Source organism: Kangiella taiwanensis, from assembly GCF_020005165.1.
In the GTDB taxonomy this organism is placed as follows: domain Bacteria; phylum Pseudomonadota; class Gammaproteobacteria; order Enterobacterales; family Kangiellaceae; genus Kangiella; species Kangiella taiwanensis.
Window position 1 is genome coordinate 259,026 of record NZ_JAHCLT010000001.1, and the last position, 14,678, is coordinate 273,703.

General features: G+C 43.4%; 17 protein-coding genes. All 17 read left to right on the plus strand.

The annotated features are described in order from the left end of the window. Positions 1–130: 130 nt before the first annotated feature. From KFK88_RS01250 to KFK88_RS01330, 17 genes are read left to right on the plus strand one after another with little or no spacing between them, the layout of a single operon-like run. Positions 131–886 carry a beta-ketoacyl synthase chain length factor gene (locus tag KFK88_RS01250; protein WP_223576839.1) on the plus strand — a complete coding sequence of 252 codons (756 nt, stop codon included), beginning with the start codon at positions 131–133 and terminating at the stop codon, positions 884–886. After that, positions 876–1,670, plus strand: coding sequence for a lysophospholipid acyltransferase family protein (locus tag KFK88_RS01255; protein ID WP_223576840.1), 795 nt, complete (start codon positions 876–878; stop codon positions 1,668–1,670). The genes KFK88_RS01250 and KFK88_RS01255 overlap by 11 nt, the downstream gene beginning before the upstream one ends. After that, positions 1,651–1,917 (plus strand): phosphopantetheine-binding protein, encoded by a 267-nt coding sequence (locus KFK88_RS01260; RefSeq protein ID WP_223576841.1) that lies wholly within the window; start codon positions 1,651–1,653, stop codon positions 1,915–1,917. Before KFK88_RS01255 ends, KFK88_RS01260 begins: the two co-directional genes overlap by 20 nt. Continuing rightward, entirely contained in the window at positions 1,917–2,174 is a 258-nt protein-coding gene (locus KFK88_RS01265; RefSeq protein WP_223576842.1) for an acyl carrier protein, read from the plus strand. Before KFK88_RS01260 ends, KFK88_RS01265 begins: the two co-directional genes overlap by 1 nt. A gap of 9 nt (positions 2,175–2,183) precedes the next feature. After that, positions 2,184–2,756, plus strand: a complete 573-nt coding sequence (locus KFK88_RS01270; RefSeq protein ID WP_223576843.1) for a COG4648 family protein — start codon at positions 2,184–2,186, stop codon at positions 2,754–2,756. Beyond that, positions 2,746–4,089 (plus strand): AMP-binding protein, encoded by a 1,344-nt coding sequence (locus KFK88_RS01275; RefSeq protein WP_223576844.1) that lies wholly within the window; start codon positions 2,746–2,748, stop codon positions 4,087–4,089. The genes KFK88_RS01270 and KFK88_RS01275 overlap by 11 nt, the downstream gene beginning before the upstream one ends. A 9-nt stretch (positions 4,090–4,098) precedes the next feature. Then, on the plus strand, positions 4,099–4,473 hold the full coding sequence (locus KFK88_RS01280; protein WP_223576845.1) for an ApeI family dehydratase: 375 nt from the start codon (positions 4,099–4,101) through the stop codon (positions 4,471–4,473). Next, the gene (locus tag KFK88_RS01285) at positions 4,466–5,236 is read left to right on the plus strand and encodes a glycosyltransferase family 2 protein (RefSeq protein WP_223576846.1); all 771 of its coding nucleotides are present in this window, start codon (positions 4,466–4,468) and stop codon (positions 5,234–5,236) included. The genes KFK88_RS01280 and KFK88_RS01285 overlap by 8 nt, the downstream gene beginning before the upstream one ends. Further along, positions 5,233–6,204 (plus strand): lipid A biosynthesis acyltransferase, encoded by a 972-nt coding sequence (locus tag KFK88_RS01290; protein ID WP_223576847.1) that lies wholly within the window; start codon positions 5,233–5,235, stop codon positions 6,202–6,204. The genes KFK88_RS01285 and KFK88_RS01290 overlap by 4 nt, the downstream gene beginning before the upstream one ends. A gap of 4 nt (positions 6,205–6,208) precedes the next feature. After that, positions 6,209–7,756 (plus strand): HAL/PAL/TAL family ammonia-lyase, encoded by a 1,548-nt coding sequence (locus tag KFK88_RS01295; protein WP_223576848.1) that lies wholly within the window; start codon positions 6,209–6,211, stop codon positions 7,754–7,756. Positions 7,757–7,763: 7 nt separating this feature from the next. Then, entirely contained in the window at positions 7,764–8,210 is a 447-nt protein-coding gene (locus tag KFK88_RS01300; RefSeq protein WP_223576849.1) for an acyl-CoA thioesterase, read from the plus strand. Then, positions 8,207–8,842, plus strand: a complete 636-nt coding sequence (locus KFK88_RS01305; RefSeq protein ID WP_223576850.1) for an outer membrane lipoprotein carrier protein LolA — start codon at positions 8,207–8,209, stop codon at positions 8,840–8,842. Before KFK88_RS01300 ends, KFK88_RS01305 begins: the two co-directional genes overlap by 4 nt. Further along, the gene (locus KFK88_RS01310; RefSeq protein ID WP_223576851.1) at positions 8,832–11,195 is read left to right on the plus strand and encodes an MMPL family transporter; all 2,364 of its coding nucleotides are present in this window, start codon (positions 8,832–8,834) and stop codon (positions 11,193–11,195) included. The genes KFK88_RS01305 and KFK88_RS01310 overlap by 11 nt, the downstream gene beginning before the upstream one ends. Continuing rightward, positions 11,179–12,438 carry an NAD(P)/FAD-dependent oxidoreductase gene (locus KFK88_RS01315; RefSeq protein WP_223576852.1) on the plus strand — a complete coding sequence of 420 codons (1,260 nt, stop codon included), beginning with the start codon at positions 11,179–11,181 and terminating at the stop codon, positions 12,436–12,438. Before KFK88_RS01310 ends, KFK88_RS01315 begins: the two co-directional genes overlap by 17 nt. Then, complete coding sequence (locus tag KFK88_RS01320) at positions 12,426–13,007, plus strand: DUF3261 domain-containing protein (protein WP_223576853.1); 582 nt, start codon at positions 12,426–12,428, stop codon at positions 13,005–13,007. Before KFK88_RS01315 ends, KFK88_RS01320 begins: the two co-directional genes overlap by 13 nt. After that, the gene (locus KFK88_RS01325) at positions 13,000–14,184 is read left to right on the plus strand and encodes a beta-ketoacyl-[acyl-carrier-protein] synthase family protein (protein ID WP_223576854.1); all 1,185 of its coding nucleotides are present in this window, start codon (positions 13,000–13,002) and stop codon (positions 14,182–14,184) included. Before KFK88_RS01320 ends, KFK88_RS01325 begins: the two co-directional genes overlap by 8 nt. Positions 14,185–14,190: 6 nt before the next feature. Beyond that, the gene (locus KFK88_RS01330; RefSeq protein WP_223576855.1) at positions 14,191–14,670 is read left to right on the plus strand and encodes an ApeP family dehydratase; all 480 of its coding nucleotides are present in this window, start codon (positions 14,191–14,193) and stop codon (positions 14,668–14,670) included. Positions 14,671–14,678 lie beyond the last annotated feature (8 nt).

Below are 14,678 nucleotides of genomic sequence, written 5' to 3' on the forward strand. Positions count from 1 at the left end.
CGATTCCGCCGAGCCCAGTGCTCGGCTTTTTACATCTTAGCCATATCGCCGTTTGATGTTGCGGGGTAATTCGGATAGACTTTCCCGATCTCATAGCGCAGACACATCAAGCAGTACACGGATAGGATCAATGACAATTACTACCAAGCTTACCTTAGGCGTTCTATCATCCTACTGCTGGATTGATGAAAACACTTTAAATGGCACTAACTGCTCCGAAAGTCTACTTAAATTTTCCGATCTTGATGCTATTAGCTTACAGCAAATACCGCCTATTAAGCGCCGTCGGTTGAATGGTTTGAGTAGGATGGCGATGCATTCTTCTTTAGAGTGTCTTCAGCATGCGAAAATCGAACCAAGCGATGTTTTTACCGTTTTTGCCTCACAACATGGTGAGTTAAACCGTACCGTCAATATCGTCAACGACTTAGTTCAAAATGAAGATATCTCGCCTAAGGACTTTAGTTTATCGGTCCATAATGCATCTCTGGGTCTTTTTTCAATTTTTAATAAGAACAAAAATGTTGGTACCAGTATTGCCGCCAACCATAATACTTTTGGCTTTGCATTGCTCGAAAGTTACAACATTCTCAAAAGCAATCCCGATAAGAAGGTGTTATTAACCTGTTTTGATATGCAGGTAGGTCAACCCTTTGATCGGTTACAACCACGACCAGAACCAAGCTATAGCCTCGCACTAGTGCTGTCCCTAGAGGCTGAGCAAACGGTTAGCTTTACTTTTGATCGAAATGGCGATACTCAAAAACACGCCATGTCCGTTCCCCCATTGGCACTGTCTTTTTTTGAATTCATTCAAGGAAATCAGCTCACACTACAGCACCAAACACCTGATACACGTTGGGAATTCAGCAAAAATGCTGTATAGAATCAATTATATATGGCGCGTTTTCGCCACGGGTTTATCTTTTACTACGTTTGGTATTGGCGGACTGTTATTGTCTCTTTTTGTTTTTCCAGTTATAGGTCTTTTTAATCGAGATCCGAATGTCCGTAAACGCAAAGCCCGCTACTTAATCCATCGTGCATGGCAATTTTTCCTTAATTTCATGCAAGCCTTGGGAATTTTCACCTTTGATTTAGAGCAAGCACGACAAGACCTTAAAGGTGTCAAAGGTAAAATTATCATTGCAAATCATCCGACCTTAATTGATGTTGTGGCGCTCATTTCATTAATTCCACGGGCCGACTGTGTGGTAAAGCAGGGATTATGGAATAATTTCTTCTTAAAACGAGTCGTCCGCGTGGCTGATTTTATTAATAACGACCAAGATGTGAATAAGCTCATAGAAAACTGTAAAAAGACCCTCGAAGAAGGTTATAATCTGGTCATATTTCCTGAGGGTACTCGCACTGTTCCTAATCAGCCGATTAAGCTACAACGTGGCGCGGCAAATATCGCCGTTCGTTGCCATCAAAACTTATTACCGGTGATTATCGACTGCAACCCAACCACCTTAACAAAACAAGAAAAGTGGTATCAGATCCCCCCGCGTCGTGCGCAATTTTCAATGCGGGTTATCGAGGAGATAAACATTACTCCGTTTTTACTTAAGGAAAAAAATGAATCAATCGCGGCAAGACGATTAACGGAGCATATTAGAGACATTTTTATTGAGGAAGCTTTAAAGAATGAGACCATTAGAAAATGAGATCAAAGAAGTCATTATTGAATCTCTTGATCTTGAAGATATCAGCATTGATGACATTGAAACAGAAGAGCCTTTATTTGGGGATGGGCTCGGACTCGACTCAATTGATGCGTTAGAATTAGGCCTTGCTTTAAAAAAGAAGTTTGATATCAAACTGGACTCTAACTCTGAAGAGTCTAAAAAGCATTTCTATTCTGTCCGTACGCTCGCAGATTTCATAGAACAACAAAAACAAGGAGCTGCGTAATGGCAATGTTAGAGACAAAAGACCAAATTTATCAGCAGCTTGTTGAAATCTTGGTTGATGACTTTGAGGTCGAAGCCGAGGACATTTCCATTGATGCCAACTTATATACCGATCTGGATTTAGACAGTATTGATACTGTTGACCTAGTCATTAAATTACAAGAAATCACTGGCAAATCAGTGAACCCTGAGACATTCAAAGCTGTACGTACGATGCAACACGTTGTCGATGCAGTTTACGATCTAGTCCACAACTAACGATTTACAATGTCAATCCTGCTCAAAATCACCATCGCTATGGTGGTCTTACTCTACCCCATAGCGATATATTTTGGACTACAACACCTTGAGCCGAAGCATTTAGCCTTAGCCTTAGGTGCCCTAGTTATCCTTAGAGCATTATTGACTAACAATCAGTTGCTAAAAGCGGTTAAAGGGTTATGGGTCGTGATACTCATTGCCGGACTTGGCGTCTCTAGCCTGAGTTATTTTAATAATACTCAACTCGGACTTAAGCTTTACCCAGTGATTATAACGGCAAGTTTTTTAATCGTTTTTAGTTACAGCCTGCTCAAGCCGCCATCGGTTATAGAGCGCCTAGCCCGCTTACAAGAGCCAGACCTACCGGAAGAGGGCGTCATTTATACCAAAAAAGTTACTCTGGTTTGGTGTGTTTTTTTTGTGTTTAACATCTTGGCATCACTTTACACAGTATTTTATACCAGCACAGAGATATGGACGCTATACAATGGCCTCATATCCTATGCACTAATGGGCACCTTATTCCTGTCTGAGCTTTTGTATCGAAAATGGTTAATGACCAAACAGCATGATGAATAATCCCGCAGAAACCAAGCTACATCAACTCTTACTGTCGGATAGTAAGAACCTCGTTGCCGAATGCCGAGACGGACAATACCAACTCCCGCAGTTCCTTTTGCATGTGTCTCAAGCTGTTGCAAACCTTCAGACTCGCTCTGAACAGTCCTATTTACTTTTTGCACGCAACACCTATGACTTTTCAGTTAATTTTGTAGCATTACTCTTACTCCAAAAAGACATCGTATTAACTGCAAACCATAAAGCAGAGTGGCTGGATTCAATTTCGCACGCTTTTCAGGTCATTCTTTCTGATAACTTCATCGATGGTCATATTGCGTCGGATCACTACCGGCAGAACTCATCGGTTGAAGCCAATTTTTCAGTACCTCCAGTATTCAATAGTCGCATCCAGTTTTATACCTCTGGTTCAAGCAGTGAGCCCAAAGCTGTAGTAAAAACCCTTGATCAATTATTGCTAGAAACAGCTACTCTAGAACAACTTTTTGGTCAATCCGTTGCTCAGACACAATTTTTTGCTACCGTTTCACACCACCATATTTATGGCCTGATTTTTCGCTTGTTGTGGCCACTGCTTTACCGCCACCCCTTCTGTGCTGATATGATTTTGTATCCTGAGGAACTGATCGATCGATACCAGTCACATTCCAATATCTGTTTGATTTCGAGCCCTGCTTTTTTATCTCGACATGACAAAAGCTTAACTAATATTGAGCTCAAGCAATGCTTTAGTTCTGGCAGTTTATTGTCAAATCTTTCAGCCAAGCAAACAGCACAACAATTCGGTATATATCCAACTGAGGTTTTTGGGAGCACCGAAACGGGGGGAATTGGCTATAGAACACAGGAAAAGGGTAATACTCGTTGGTCTCTATTCCCAGGGGTGACTATTGAAACCGACACCACCAATCGAGGCATACTTTATTCTCCTTATTTAAACCAGCCTCAGCCTCTCGACGACTTGATTGAGTTAGACGGTGATCGTCATTTTCACCTTCTTGGTCGCGCTGATCGCGTCGTAAAAATTGAAGAAAAACGACTGTCTCTCGATGCGCTAGAAACAACACTTAAAACATCATCGCTGGTGAATGAAGCGAAAGTAGTTGTTATCCAAGACAAGCGAACATTTATTGGCGCGGTCATCGAGCTAAGCGCCGAAGGTCAAGAGTTTATGCTTTCTCACTCAAAGCATAAACTCAATGAAGAATTAAAATCCAAGCTTATTAACACCTTTGAAGCAGTTGCTATCCCAAGAAAATGGCGCTATTTTGAGCGCTTACCTTATAACTCAGAGGGCAAGTTGCCATTGAGCTCACTGACGGCGTTGTTTTAGAAAACTGATATGAATTACCCCAAAGTATTACATCAAGAAGGCGACCAAAGCACATTACAGCTTAGCCTCGATATCCAACCCAACTTAGATGCCTTCGCAGGACATTTTGAGGAGTTTCCTATCGTGCCAGGGGTCGTTCAAATTCAATGGGCATTACATTTCTTTAAGAGCCTGATGGCGGTGTCGCCATCGTTACAACAAGCTACTGTTACTAAGATGTCAGCGCTGAAATTTCAGCATGTCATTACCCCTAACGTCGAAGTTAGCCTAAGGTTAAACTTTGATAACGAGAAATCCTGCCTGACATTTAAGATGGATAACCCAGAACACAACTTTTCATCGGGTAAACTGTTCCTTACTCAAGACATGAGTAGCCATGCCTGATATTAATACTCACAGTTACTGCGTCATCATCCCGAACTACAATCATACTCAGCATATTGAGCAGGTTTTGACCGAGATTATTCGTCAGCAATTACCTGTCATCATGGTTAACGACGGTAGCGACGCCACAACTACCGAGTTTTTAAAGAAACTTCCTTCTCGCTTCCCGTCTCTCGAACTTATTCATTTGGAGCAAAATCAAGGGAAGGGTGGGGCTGTTATACAAGGTCTCATTTGTGCACATGAGCGTGGTTATAGCCATGCCATCCAAGTTGATGCTGATGGTCAACATAGCATTTCAGATATCAAGCAGTTCATTACTTTGAGTCAGTCTGCACCGCAAGCTGTCATTTGTGGTATTCCTGATTATGATAAAACCGTGCCACTCGGACGTTTGATTCCTCGCTACATTACGCATTTTTGGGTTTGGGTCGAAACCTTGTCGTTCAGAATTAAAGACTCAATGTGTGGCTTCAGGTTGTATCCGTTATCCAGCACCTATGATCTTATTAACAACAATCGAATCGGCAAAAGAATGGATTTCGACACTGACATTTTGGTCAGACTGGACTGGAAAGGGGTACCCATTATCAATTTGCCTACCCGTGTCACTTATCCCGAAGACGGCTCATCCCACTTTCAAATGTTTAAAGACAACTGGCTTATCACTAAAATGCACACACGGCTAGTTTTCGGCATGCTACTCAGAGCGCCTAAACTCATAGCTCGCCACTTTAAGCCCGCGAATCGGACGATGCCATGACAGATAAACACTGGTCATCGACGCAAGAACGAGGCACCACCTTTGGTATTCAGCTATTGGTGTGGTTGTACCGTATTTTTGGTCAGTGGCTATTTCGGTTAATTTTATTACCGGTCATCGCTTACTTTACGCTTACCGGTAACAAAGCACGCCAAGCGTCCTATCAATACCTTCGGCAAGTTAACGCTCACACCCAAAATCCATCCAAGATCCGCTGGTATCATGTTTACCAACATTTTTATCAATTCGGGCTCGCTGCCGTTGATAAAATCCGCGCATGGCTCGGTGACGTGACGCTAGATGACGTCACATTCCATAACACGGAAGTATTCCAACAGTTAAGGCAGCAGCATCCACATCAAGGCGCTGTCTTTATAGGATCTCATTTGGGTAACTTAGAACTCTGCCGAGCTATAGGTGAGAATGATTCTGACATAAAAATCAATGCCTTAGTCTTTACCAAGCATGCATTAAAGTTTCAGGCAGCGCTGGAAAAGTTTAACCCCAACGCGCAGTTAAACCTGATTCAAGTTGACTCTCTTGGCGCTGAAACAGCTATTTTACTCAAAGATAAGGTCGATCAAGGCGAGGTAGTCATTATTGTTGGCGACCGCACCTCGGTGACACAATACGGTCGTGTTAATTACGCAGACTTTTTAGGCAAGCCAGCTCCATTTTCACAGGGCCCTTTTATCCTAGCCAATATTCTGGACTGCCCAACCTACCTCATTTTTTGCCTCAAACAGAAAGGGCGTTACCATATTTATCTTGAGCATTTTGCGGACAGCTTGAAGTTGAGTAGAACTGATAAGAAGCAGCAGTTACAATCAATTATCCAGCGATACGCCAAGCGACTTGAGCATTACTGCCTTATTGCTCCGCTTCAATGGTTTAACTTTTTTAATTTTTGGCAGAAAGACGACAAAGCGCATATTTCGCGGTCAAACATAAACAACAACGAGAAGTAATTCAGTGACAACAGTGAACTCCGATATTATCTTTGGCGACTCTCACATTACCATTGAGCACATCAATGAACTGGCCCGTGGGCACGCTAAAGGGAAACTTAATACCAACAAAGACTTTCAGGCTAAAATCCAGAAAGGTGCTGACTTCCTACATAATCTGCTGCAAGAAGATGGCGTTATTTATGGAGTGACGACCGGTTACGGCGACTCCGTGACCGAACAAGTACCATTGTCTAATGTTCACGAATTACCGCTCCACCTGACTCGCTTTCACGGCTGTGGACTCGGCGATACCTTCTCGATTGAGCAAACCCGAGCCATATTAGGCGCTAGAATGACATCGCTCTGCCGTGGCTACTCAGGTGTTACATGGCGCTTATTAGAACAACTCGAAACCTTGTTGAAGCACGATATTATGCCAAGGATTCCCCAAGAAGGCTCTGTCGGCGCTAGTGGCGATTTAACCCCACTATCGTATGTTGCAGCGGTTTTGGTTGGTGAAAGAGACGTTTATTATCAAGGCCAACTAAGACCAACAAAAGAAGTCTTCAAAGAACTCCATATCGAACCTATTCAGCTGCAACCCAAAGAAGGGTTAGCCATCATGAATGGCACCGCCGTTATGACCGCTTTAGCTTGTCTTGCTTACCAGCGTGCTGAGTATTTAATTGAACTGTGCTCGCGTATTACCTCACTTTGCTCAATCGCCTTACAGGGAAACAGCGCTCACTTTGATAATATCCTATTCGATGCCAAGCCTCATCCAGGTCAAAATCAAATCGCCGAGTGGATCCGTGATGACTTAAACCATCACAAGCACCCACGCAATTCGAGTCGCTTACAAGATCGTTACTCGATTCGCTGCGCTCCTCATATTATTGGGGCACTGAAAGACTCCATGCCGTGGATGCGTCAGATGATCGAAACTGAGCTGAATAGCGCAAACGACAATCCGATCATTGATGGCGAGGGTCAACACGTTTTGCATGGCGGTCATTTCTACGGCGGGCACATCGCCATGGTCATGGATACCCTGAAAACAGGCATTGCCAACCTGTCTGATTTAATGGATCGCCAAATGGCATTGCTGATGGACCGTAAGTTCAATAATGGACTTCCTAACAATTTGTCTGCAGCAAAAAATGATCGCAAGGCCATCAATCACGGCTTTAAAGCCGTTCAAATCGGAATTAGCGCTTGGACCGCAGAAGCGCTTAAGAACACCATGCCAGCAAGTGTTTTTTCACGTTCAACTGAGTGCCACAACCAAGACAAAGTCAGCATGGGCACTATCGCAGCCCGTGACTGTTTGCGCGTTCTTCAATTAACTGAACAAATCGCCGCAGCATCTTTAATGGCTTCCTGCCAAGCTGTACAAATCCGGATTCACAATAAAGAGCTCGATCCGGACTCTTTATCTGAAACAGTTTCGACGACTCTACGCGAAGTGTTCGAGACCTTCTCGTTAGTTGACGAAGATCGTCCCTTAGAGCACGAGCTACGTCATTTTGTCACATTGATTCAGCAGCAGCACTGGAGCACTTATTCTTAAGCCGCTTATGAACAATCAACAACTCAAAGAATTAAAAATTGCCGCAGAATGCTTCGTTGAAGTACCATTTTTCGATCTCGACCCAATGAATGTTGTGTGGCATGGAAATTATGTTAAGTATTTCGAACAAGCTCGCTGCGAACTACTGCGCCATATTAACTATGACTACCCGCAAATGAAGGCCTCGGGTTACTACTGGCCCATTATTGATATGCGGCTTAAGTACATTAAACCCGCCAGTTTTGGCGATAAACTGGTCTGTATTGCTACTTTCATTGAATGTGAGAATCGCTTAAAAATTGAATATCTGATTCAACACGCAGAAAGTGGGGAAAAGCTTTGTAAGGGCTATACCATACAGGTCGCCGTCACCACCGATGACTTTGAAATGCAGCTTGCATCTCCAGAAATTCTCAAAGAAAACATTCAACGTTACGCGGAGCAACAACAATGATGACAACACTGACACAATACACCGCGTTTCTATTGCTGATAGCCTCTTGTTTTATCCCTTCAACCGCTAATGCATGCGTTGATACTCCCTGCGAGCTAAACTCTATTGCTAAACAGATCAGCAGCCAGCCTCAACTGAACGAATTTAAGCAATTAAAAACGGTTGCCGTTTTAACACAGCCTCTTAAATCCTCAGGATATTTGCTGTTAGCCGATAATGACCGTGTCGTTTGGCAAACCCAAAAACCGATTAAAAGCACAACCGTTATTGGTCCCAATAGCTTTAAGCAATATAACAAGCAAGATGAGGCTATTTCTGCGCCAGCAAATAGTAACAATCAAACTAGCCAATTAATTTCTTCTACATTCCTGTCAATTCTGTCTGGCGATTTTGAAGAACTGAACACGAATTTCGACGTTATTGCTATATGCAAATCCTCAGGATGGAGCTTGAATTTGACGTCCACCCACTCAGATATTCAACGCGTCATCAAACATATCGAAGTTTCGGGGAATACCAGTATTCAGCGTTTAACATTTACCGAAGCCAATGGTGATATCACTCAAATTACCTTCGACACTATTGATTCTCAAGAGATTCATGCACAACTAGGACAGTTCCTTGTCGATTAATTTACGCTTTATTCTTTGGTTATTATTCATCGCCCTAGTCGGTGGGATTTTCTATTCTCAAATAAACAGTGGCTTAAAGGTTGAAACTAATATCCTTAAGTTGCTACCAGAAACCGAAGTCGACCCTTTTGCTGAAAAGGCCTTCGCACGTTTTTCTGAGAATAACTTCAAGAACGTTATCTTCGCTACAAAGTCAGAACAGAAATCTGACGCCATTGCTGGCGCTCAGTTCCTGTCAAGCAAGTTAAAGCTAAGCGCCTCTGTTCATTCTCTGCAAAGCCAGTTGTCAGAAGAAGAACAAGAGGCTGTAGGCAAACTTTACTTCAAGCATCGCTTTCATCTACTGAGCAATAGCGATCGAGCATTACTACAAAACAAGGGTGCAGAGCCGTTCACAGATTACACCATTCAGATGGCTTACTCGCCACTATCCAGTCAATTAATACAGTTATTGCCACAAGATCCGCTACTGTTGTCTTATCGTTATTTGCAGCAGATGTCTGACACTAGCTTTGCCAATAAAAGCCCAAACAACACCACGGATCATAGCAGTGAATTCATTGACGATATTCTAGTTATCTATTCTGACGGTGCCTATTATTCAATGATTACGGCCACCCTAGCAGCGTCTCCATTTGACAGTGATGCGCAGGCAAGTATTAGGCAGATCTTAGAAGGTTTTCAGCTAAACCACCCCAACACAGAGCTGCTTTTCACAGGTGCTATCTTTTACGCACAGCATGCCGCAGCTTCGGCCAAATCTGAGATCTCAACGATAGGGTTAGGCTCTTTAATTGGAGTAATTTTACTCCTAATCATTGCTTTCCGTAGCGTTCTACCGCTAACGCTAACTCTCGTTTCTCTTGGTGTCGGTATTTTAGCTGGCTTCACAGCCGTTAACGCTTTTTTTGGCTCAATACATATTTTAACTTTAGTTTTTGGTTCCAGCCTAGTCGGTGTCGCTGTAGATTACGCCTTTCATTATTTTGCTTCAGCAAATGAGTCCAAACGCCCTTTACCCATTATTTTCGGTGCCATTAGCCTAGGGCTAGTATCGAGCGTTATTGGTTACGCAGCATTATTTACTACGCCTTTCCCTGGCTTACAACAAATGGCTTTATTCTGTGCCACAGGGCTTGTCGGCGCTTACTTAACCGTTATCTTATTGTTTGATCGCGTACCGTCGAAGGTCCAAACACCGCACAAATTGCTACTTGTATTTATCGCGCATAGCCGCATCAGTCATTCAGCCTCTAAGAAGCCCTTTCTATTGGCGCTACTCGCATTACCACTGATTGCCTTGTGGCTACTAATGAATACCAGTGACGATAATGACAACATCCGTCAATTACAATCGGTCCCTCCAGCGTTACACCAACAAGAGAAAACCATTCAAGATCTTGTCTCTGCACCTGCACCGAACCAGTTCTTTGTGGTCAAAGGGCCGTCGCCGGATCAGGTATTAACAAAGCTTGAGTCGGTCAATGACCAACTTGATGGTTTAATTGCACAGGGGGCCATTGATGATTATCATCATGCTGCCCATTTCGTTCCTTCATCAACACAACAGGAAAGCGACTACCGGCTGGTTAGAAGGCATACCAATCCAACAACCTTACAAACACTGCTTGAGTTAGGTTTAATAACCTCTAAACAGCTAGAAAAGCTTGTACAGTCGATATCTGAATCACAAAGCAATGTTTTAACTTTAAATAATTGGCTAGCCTCACCATTAGGCCAGCGCTTCTCGTATCTTTGGCTGGACAAGATTGATGGCGAGTACGCAGCAATCATTACTCTTCATAACATTAATGACATTACTGCGCTTGAATCCTTGGCTGACAATAACTCAACACTTTATTTCATCAATAAGGTCGAAAAAGTGTCGTCACTATTCAGTCAATATCGTGAGTTATCACTTATCATGCTTGCCATTGCGATTGCCCTCATAATGCTGGTTCTGGCCGTAAGGTATAACCTGATTGTTGCTTCCCTCATTGTATTAGGGCCGATTATTGCGGCATCAGTCGCCATCACAGCGAATATAGTCATCAATAGTAGTTTTAATTTATTCAGCGCGCTGGCACTGTTCTTAGTCTTTGGTATTGGCATTGACTACGGTTTATTTTATGCGGAGTCAAAGAAACGCTCTCCCTACATATACCTAGCTATCGGCTTATCCGCTATGACCACATTTTTATCCTTCGGGTTATTGTCACTTAGCGCAACGCCAGCGATACATGCCTTTGGCTTAACCATGCTCAGTGGCATCTTGACAGTTTTCGTTCTGTCACCAATACTCGGACACCAAATATATCAAGCAAAAGGACTAAAGCATGACTCATCAACCTGATGATAACCATTACGATGTCGTTATTATAGGGGCTGGGCCTGCGGGTTCTCTCGCTGCCAGTCTATTGACTCAGGCGGATGTGAATGTGCTTGTCATTGAGAAACAACACTTTCCTCGATTTTCCATTGGCGAAAGCTTGTTACCACAATCAATGGTCTACCTCGAAGAAGCGGGGTTACTCAGCATAGTAGAGCAAGCGGCCGATAAGTACGGCTTTCAATACAAAAATGGCGCTGTATTTAGTGTGGATAACCGAGAGTCTATTTTTGAATTTGATAAAAAATTTAGTGATGGCCCTGAGTATACCTATCAAGTAAAGCGGGCAGAGTTCGATCAACTTCTTGCTCAAGAAGCCCAAAATCAAGGTGCTACCTTTACTTTTGGTGTACAGGTAAACGATGTTACTTTTACCCCAAAACCAAGTTTAACCCTTTGTGATGAAAAGGGTATGACAAGATCCATTACCGCTGAGTTTGTTCTCGATGCTAGTGGGTTTGCTCGTGTGCTGCCGAGGTTGCTTAATTTAGATACCCCTAGCGATTTCCCTATACGCAGCTCACTGTTTTGCCACATAAAGGATGACATTACTGATCCCGATTACGATCGCAACAAAATTTTGGTCGAAACTCACCCTGAGTTTTCGGACGTTTGGTATTGGCTAATCCCTTTTGCCGATGGCACTGCATCCGTAGGGTGTGTTGCAGAGCCTCGTTTTTTTGAAGAATTAGAAAAAGCGCACTCATCAAAAGATAGTATGCTTTTCGAGGTCATAGGGCAGTCAACTCGTCTACAAAAACTCTTGTCCAACGCCACAATGACTCGTCCAGTGCAACAATTGACGGGCTACTCTTCCAATGTCAAAAGTTTGTTTGGCGATCGGTTTGCGTTACTCGGTAATGCTGGTGAGTTCCTTGATCCCATATTTTCATCAGGAGTCACCATCGCTTTTAAATCTGCAAAGTTAGCCTCCGACTGTGTCATAAGACAATTGCAGGGAGAAGATGTGTGTTGGAATTCAGACTTCTCTCAGCCTCTACAGAAAGGGGTTCATTCCTTCAAAGCATTTGTTCAATCTTGGTACCAGGGAGAACTGCAAAGCATTCTCCAATTCGAAGATGCTCCTTCGAACATCCGTGAAATGATTTGCTCGGTTCTAGCCGGCTACGCATGGGATTTAGACAACCCCTACAATACCGAGACCGATAAACGGCTACAGACTCTAGGTGAACTATGCGCATTTTAGCTTTAGCGATCTCTGTATTTATCCTCTCCGGGTGTTTGAGCTCTTATCACAGTAAGCACAACTCTGTTTTTATTGCTGAAGGCATGAGCTTTGAATTAATTCCCTCAGTGCCTTTTGATAATGGCTTGGTTCTGACACAAAGCGCAACCATTACCTACAATAATGAAAGTCATGACCTCATATTTCAAACTGAGATACTAAAGGATAGACTAACTATGGTTGGCCTTACGCCAACAGGAACAAGGATTTTTACTATTAGAATGCAGCAGGGCTTTGTCGATGCGAAAGGCTTTTCATCCTTAGTCGAGAACATTAAACCTGAATACATTCTTGCGGATCTACAGCTTAGTTTATGGCCGCTAGAAGAACTTAGGGGTGCTATACAGCGAGGCACTGTTTCACAGCCGGACAAATACCTTCGCAAGGTTAACCATCAAGGTATGACAGTGATTACTATCGTCTATTCAGATCCCGTTGCCTATCAAGGAACTATTGAATTTACTCACAAGGAACGTGGTTATCACCTCGTTCTTTCGCCACTTTCTGTAGAGTTTATGCCCCATGACTGATTGCCCGATTTACCTTAATAACATGTCGATGACCAATGCTCTGGGTAAAGAGCATGATGAGGTTCTACAGAAGCTTATTTCGGGTGACACATCCGGTATGAAGCCCTATGTGACAGAGCTGAATAATAAAACCTTTATCGCAGGACAAGTTTCTTCGAAGTTGCCGCTTATCCCCAAACACTTACAACATCACCAGACTCGCAATAATCAGTTGATTCTAAGCTGTTTATTATCCTTAGAATCAGCCCTCGACAGTTTGTTAGAACACCACCCAAAACATCGTATTGGAGTGGTCATGGGCACCAGTACATCAGGAATTGCTGAAGGTGAGCAAGCCCTCGCGCAATATCTGGATAACCAAGCTTTCCCTGACTCTTTTGATTATTCGCAAATTCAAATGTCTTCGCCAGCCGAATTTATTGCTGACTATCTAGGCATCAAAGGACCAGCGTACGCGATTTCTACAGCCTGCTCCTCCAGCGGAAAAGTTTTTGCCTCCGCGCGAAGCTTAATCGAGAATAATGTCTGCGACGCCGTCATTGTTGGTGGCGCAGACTCTTTGTGTGACATGACTTTAAATGGTTTTAATTCCTTAGAAGCTATTTCTGACGAGCTCTCTAATCCCTTCAGCCCCCATCGCAAAGGTATTAACATTGGTGAGGGCGCTGCGGTGTTTATCATGAGTCGCCAACCATCGGCGGTACAACTACTTGGCGTCGGTGAGTCCTCTGACGCCCACCATATTTCCGCACCACATCCTGAAGGAGATGGCGCCGCCAGGGCCATGAAACAGGCTTTATTAGATGCCAATATTGATAGCCAGCGTGTCGACTATCTTAACCTTCACGGCACGGGTACTGAGCTCAATGATGCGATGGAGAGCAAAGCGGTTTCATCCGTTTTAAGCAACGCAACCTATTGCAGCTCCACCAAACCTTTAACTGGCCATACCCTAGGTGCTGCAGGCGCAACTGAACTAGCGCTGTGTTGGTTATTATTAGAATACCAGTCAAAAAAGCTACCGAAACATGTTTTTGATGGCGTTCTTGATACCGAGCTTCCGGCTTTACGTCTCGTCGATGACAATCAGACTATCAACAACGTAACAATCGCCATGAGCAACTCTTTTGCCTTTGGTGGCAATAACGTCAGTGTTATAATCGGCCGTAGCGAGTAACATGTTATGCCAGAATTAAACTCAACTAGAAAAAAATCGATACTGTCAGTCCCTGTTTCGGAATTGGTACCTCACTCCGATCCGATGGTGCTTATTGACCAAGTTATTGACTTTGAAGCCGATAAATTAAGTGCTCAATTCACCATTCAGCCCAACAGTCGTTTCTATGATGACAGTATTGAAGGCGTTGATAATGTTGTAGCCATAGAATACATGGCACAATCTATTGCCGCCTTAGCCGGTGTCAGATCACGCCTCAAACAAGAGGCCGTTAAACTCGGCTTTTTACTCGGCACTCGAAAAATGGAACTCCACCGAGCGTGCTTCTCACTAGGTGAGACCTATCAGGTTGAGGTTGAAGAACTTTACATGGATGACTCAGGACTGGGCTCGTTCCACTGCTCCATTAGCTGTGAAGGGCACCTCGTTGCTGAAGCTAAACTGAGTGTGTTCGAAACCAATGACCAAAACCAATTACTTAATTAATTAGCATT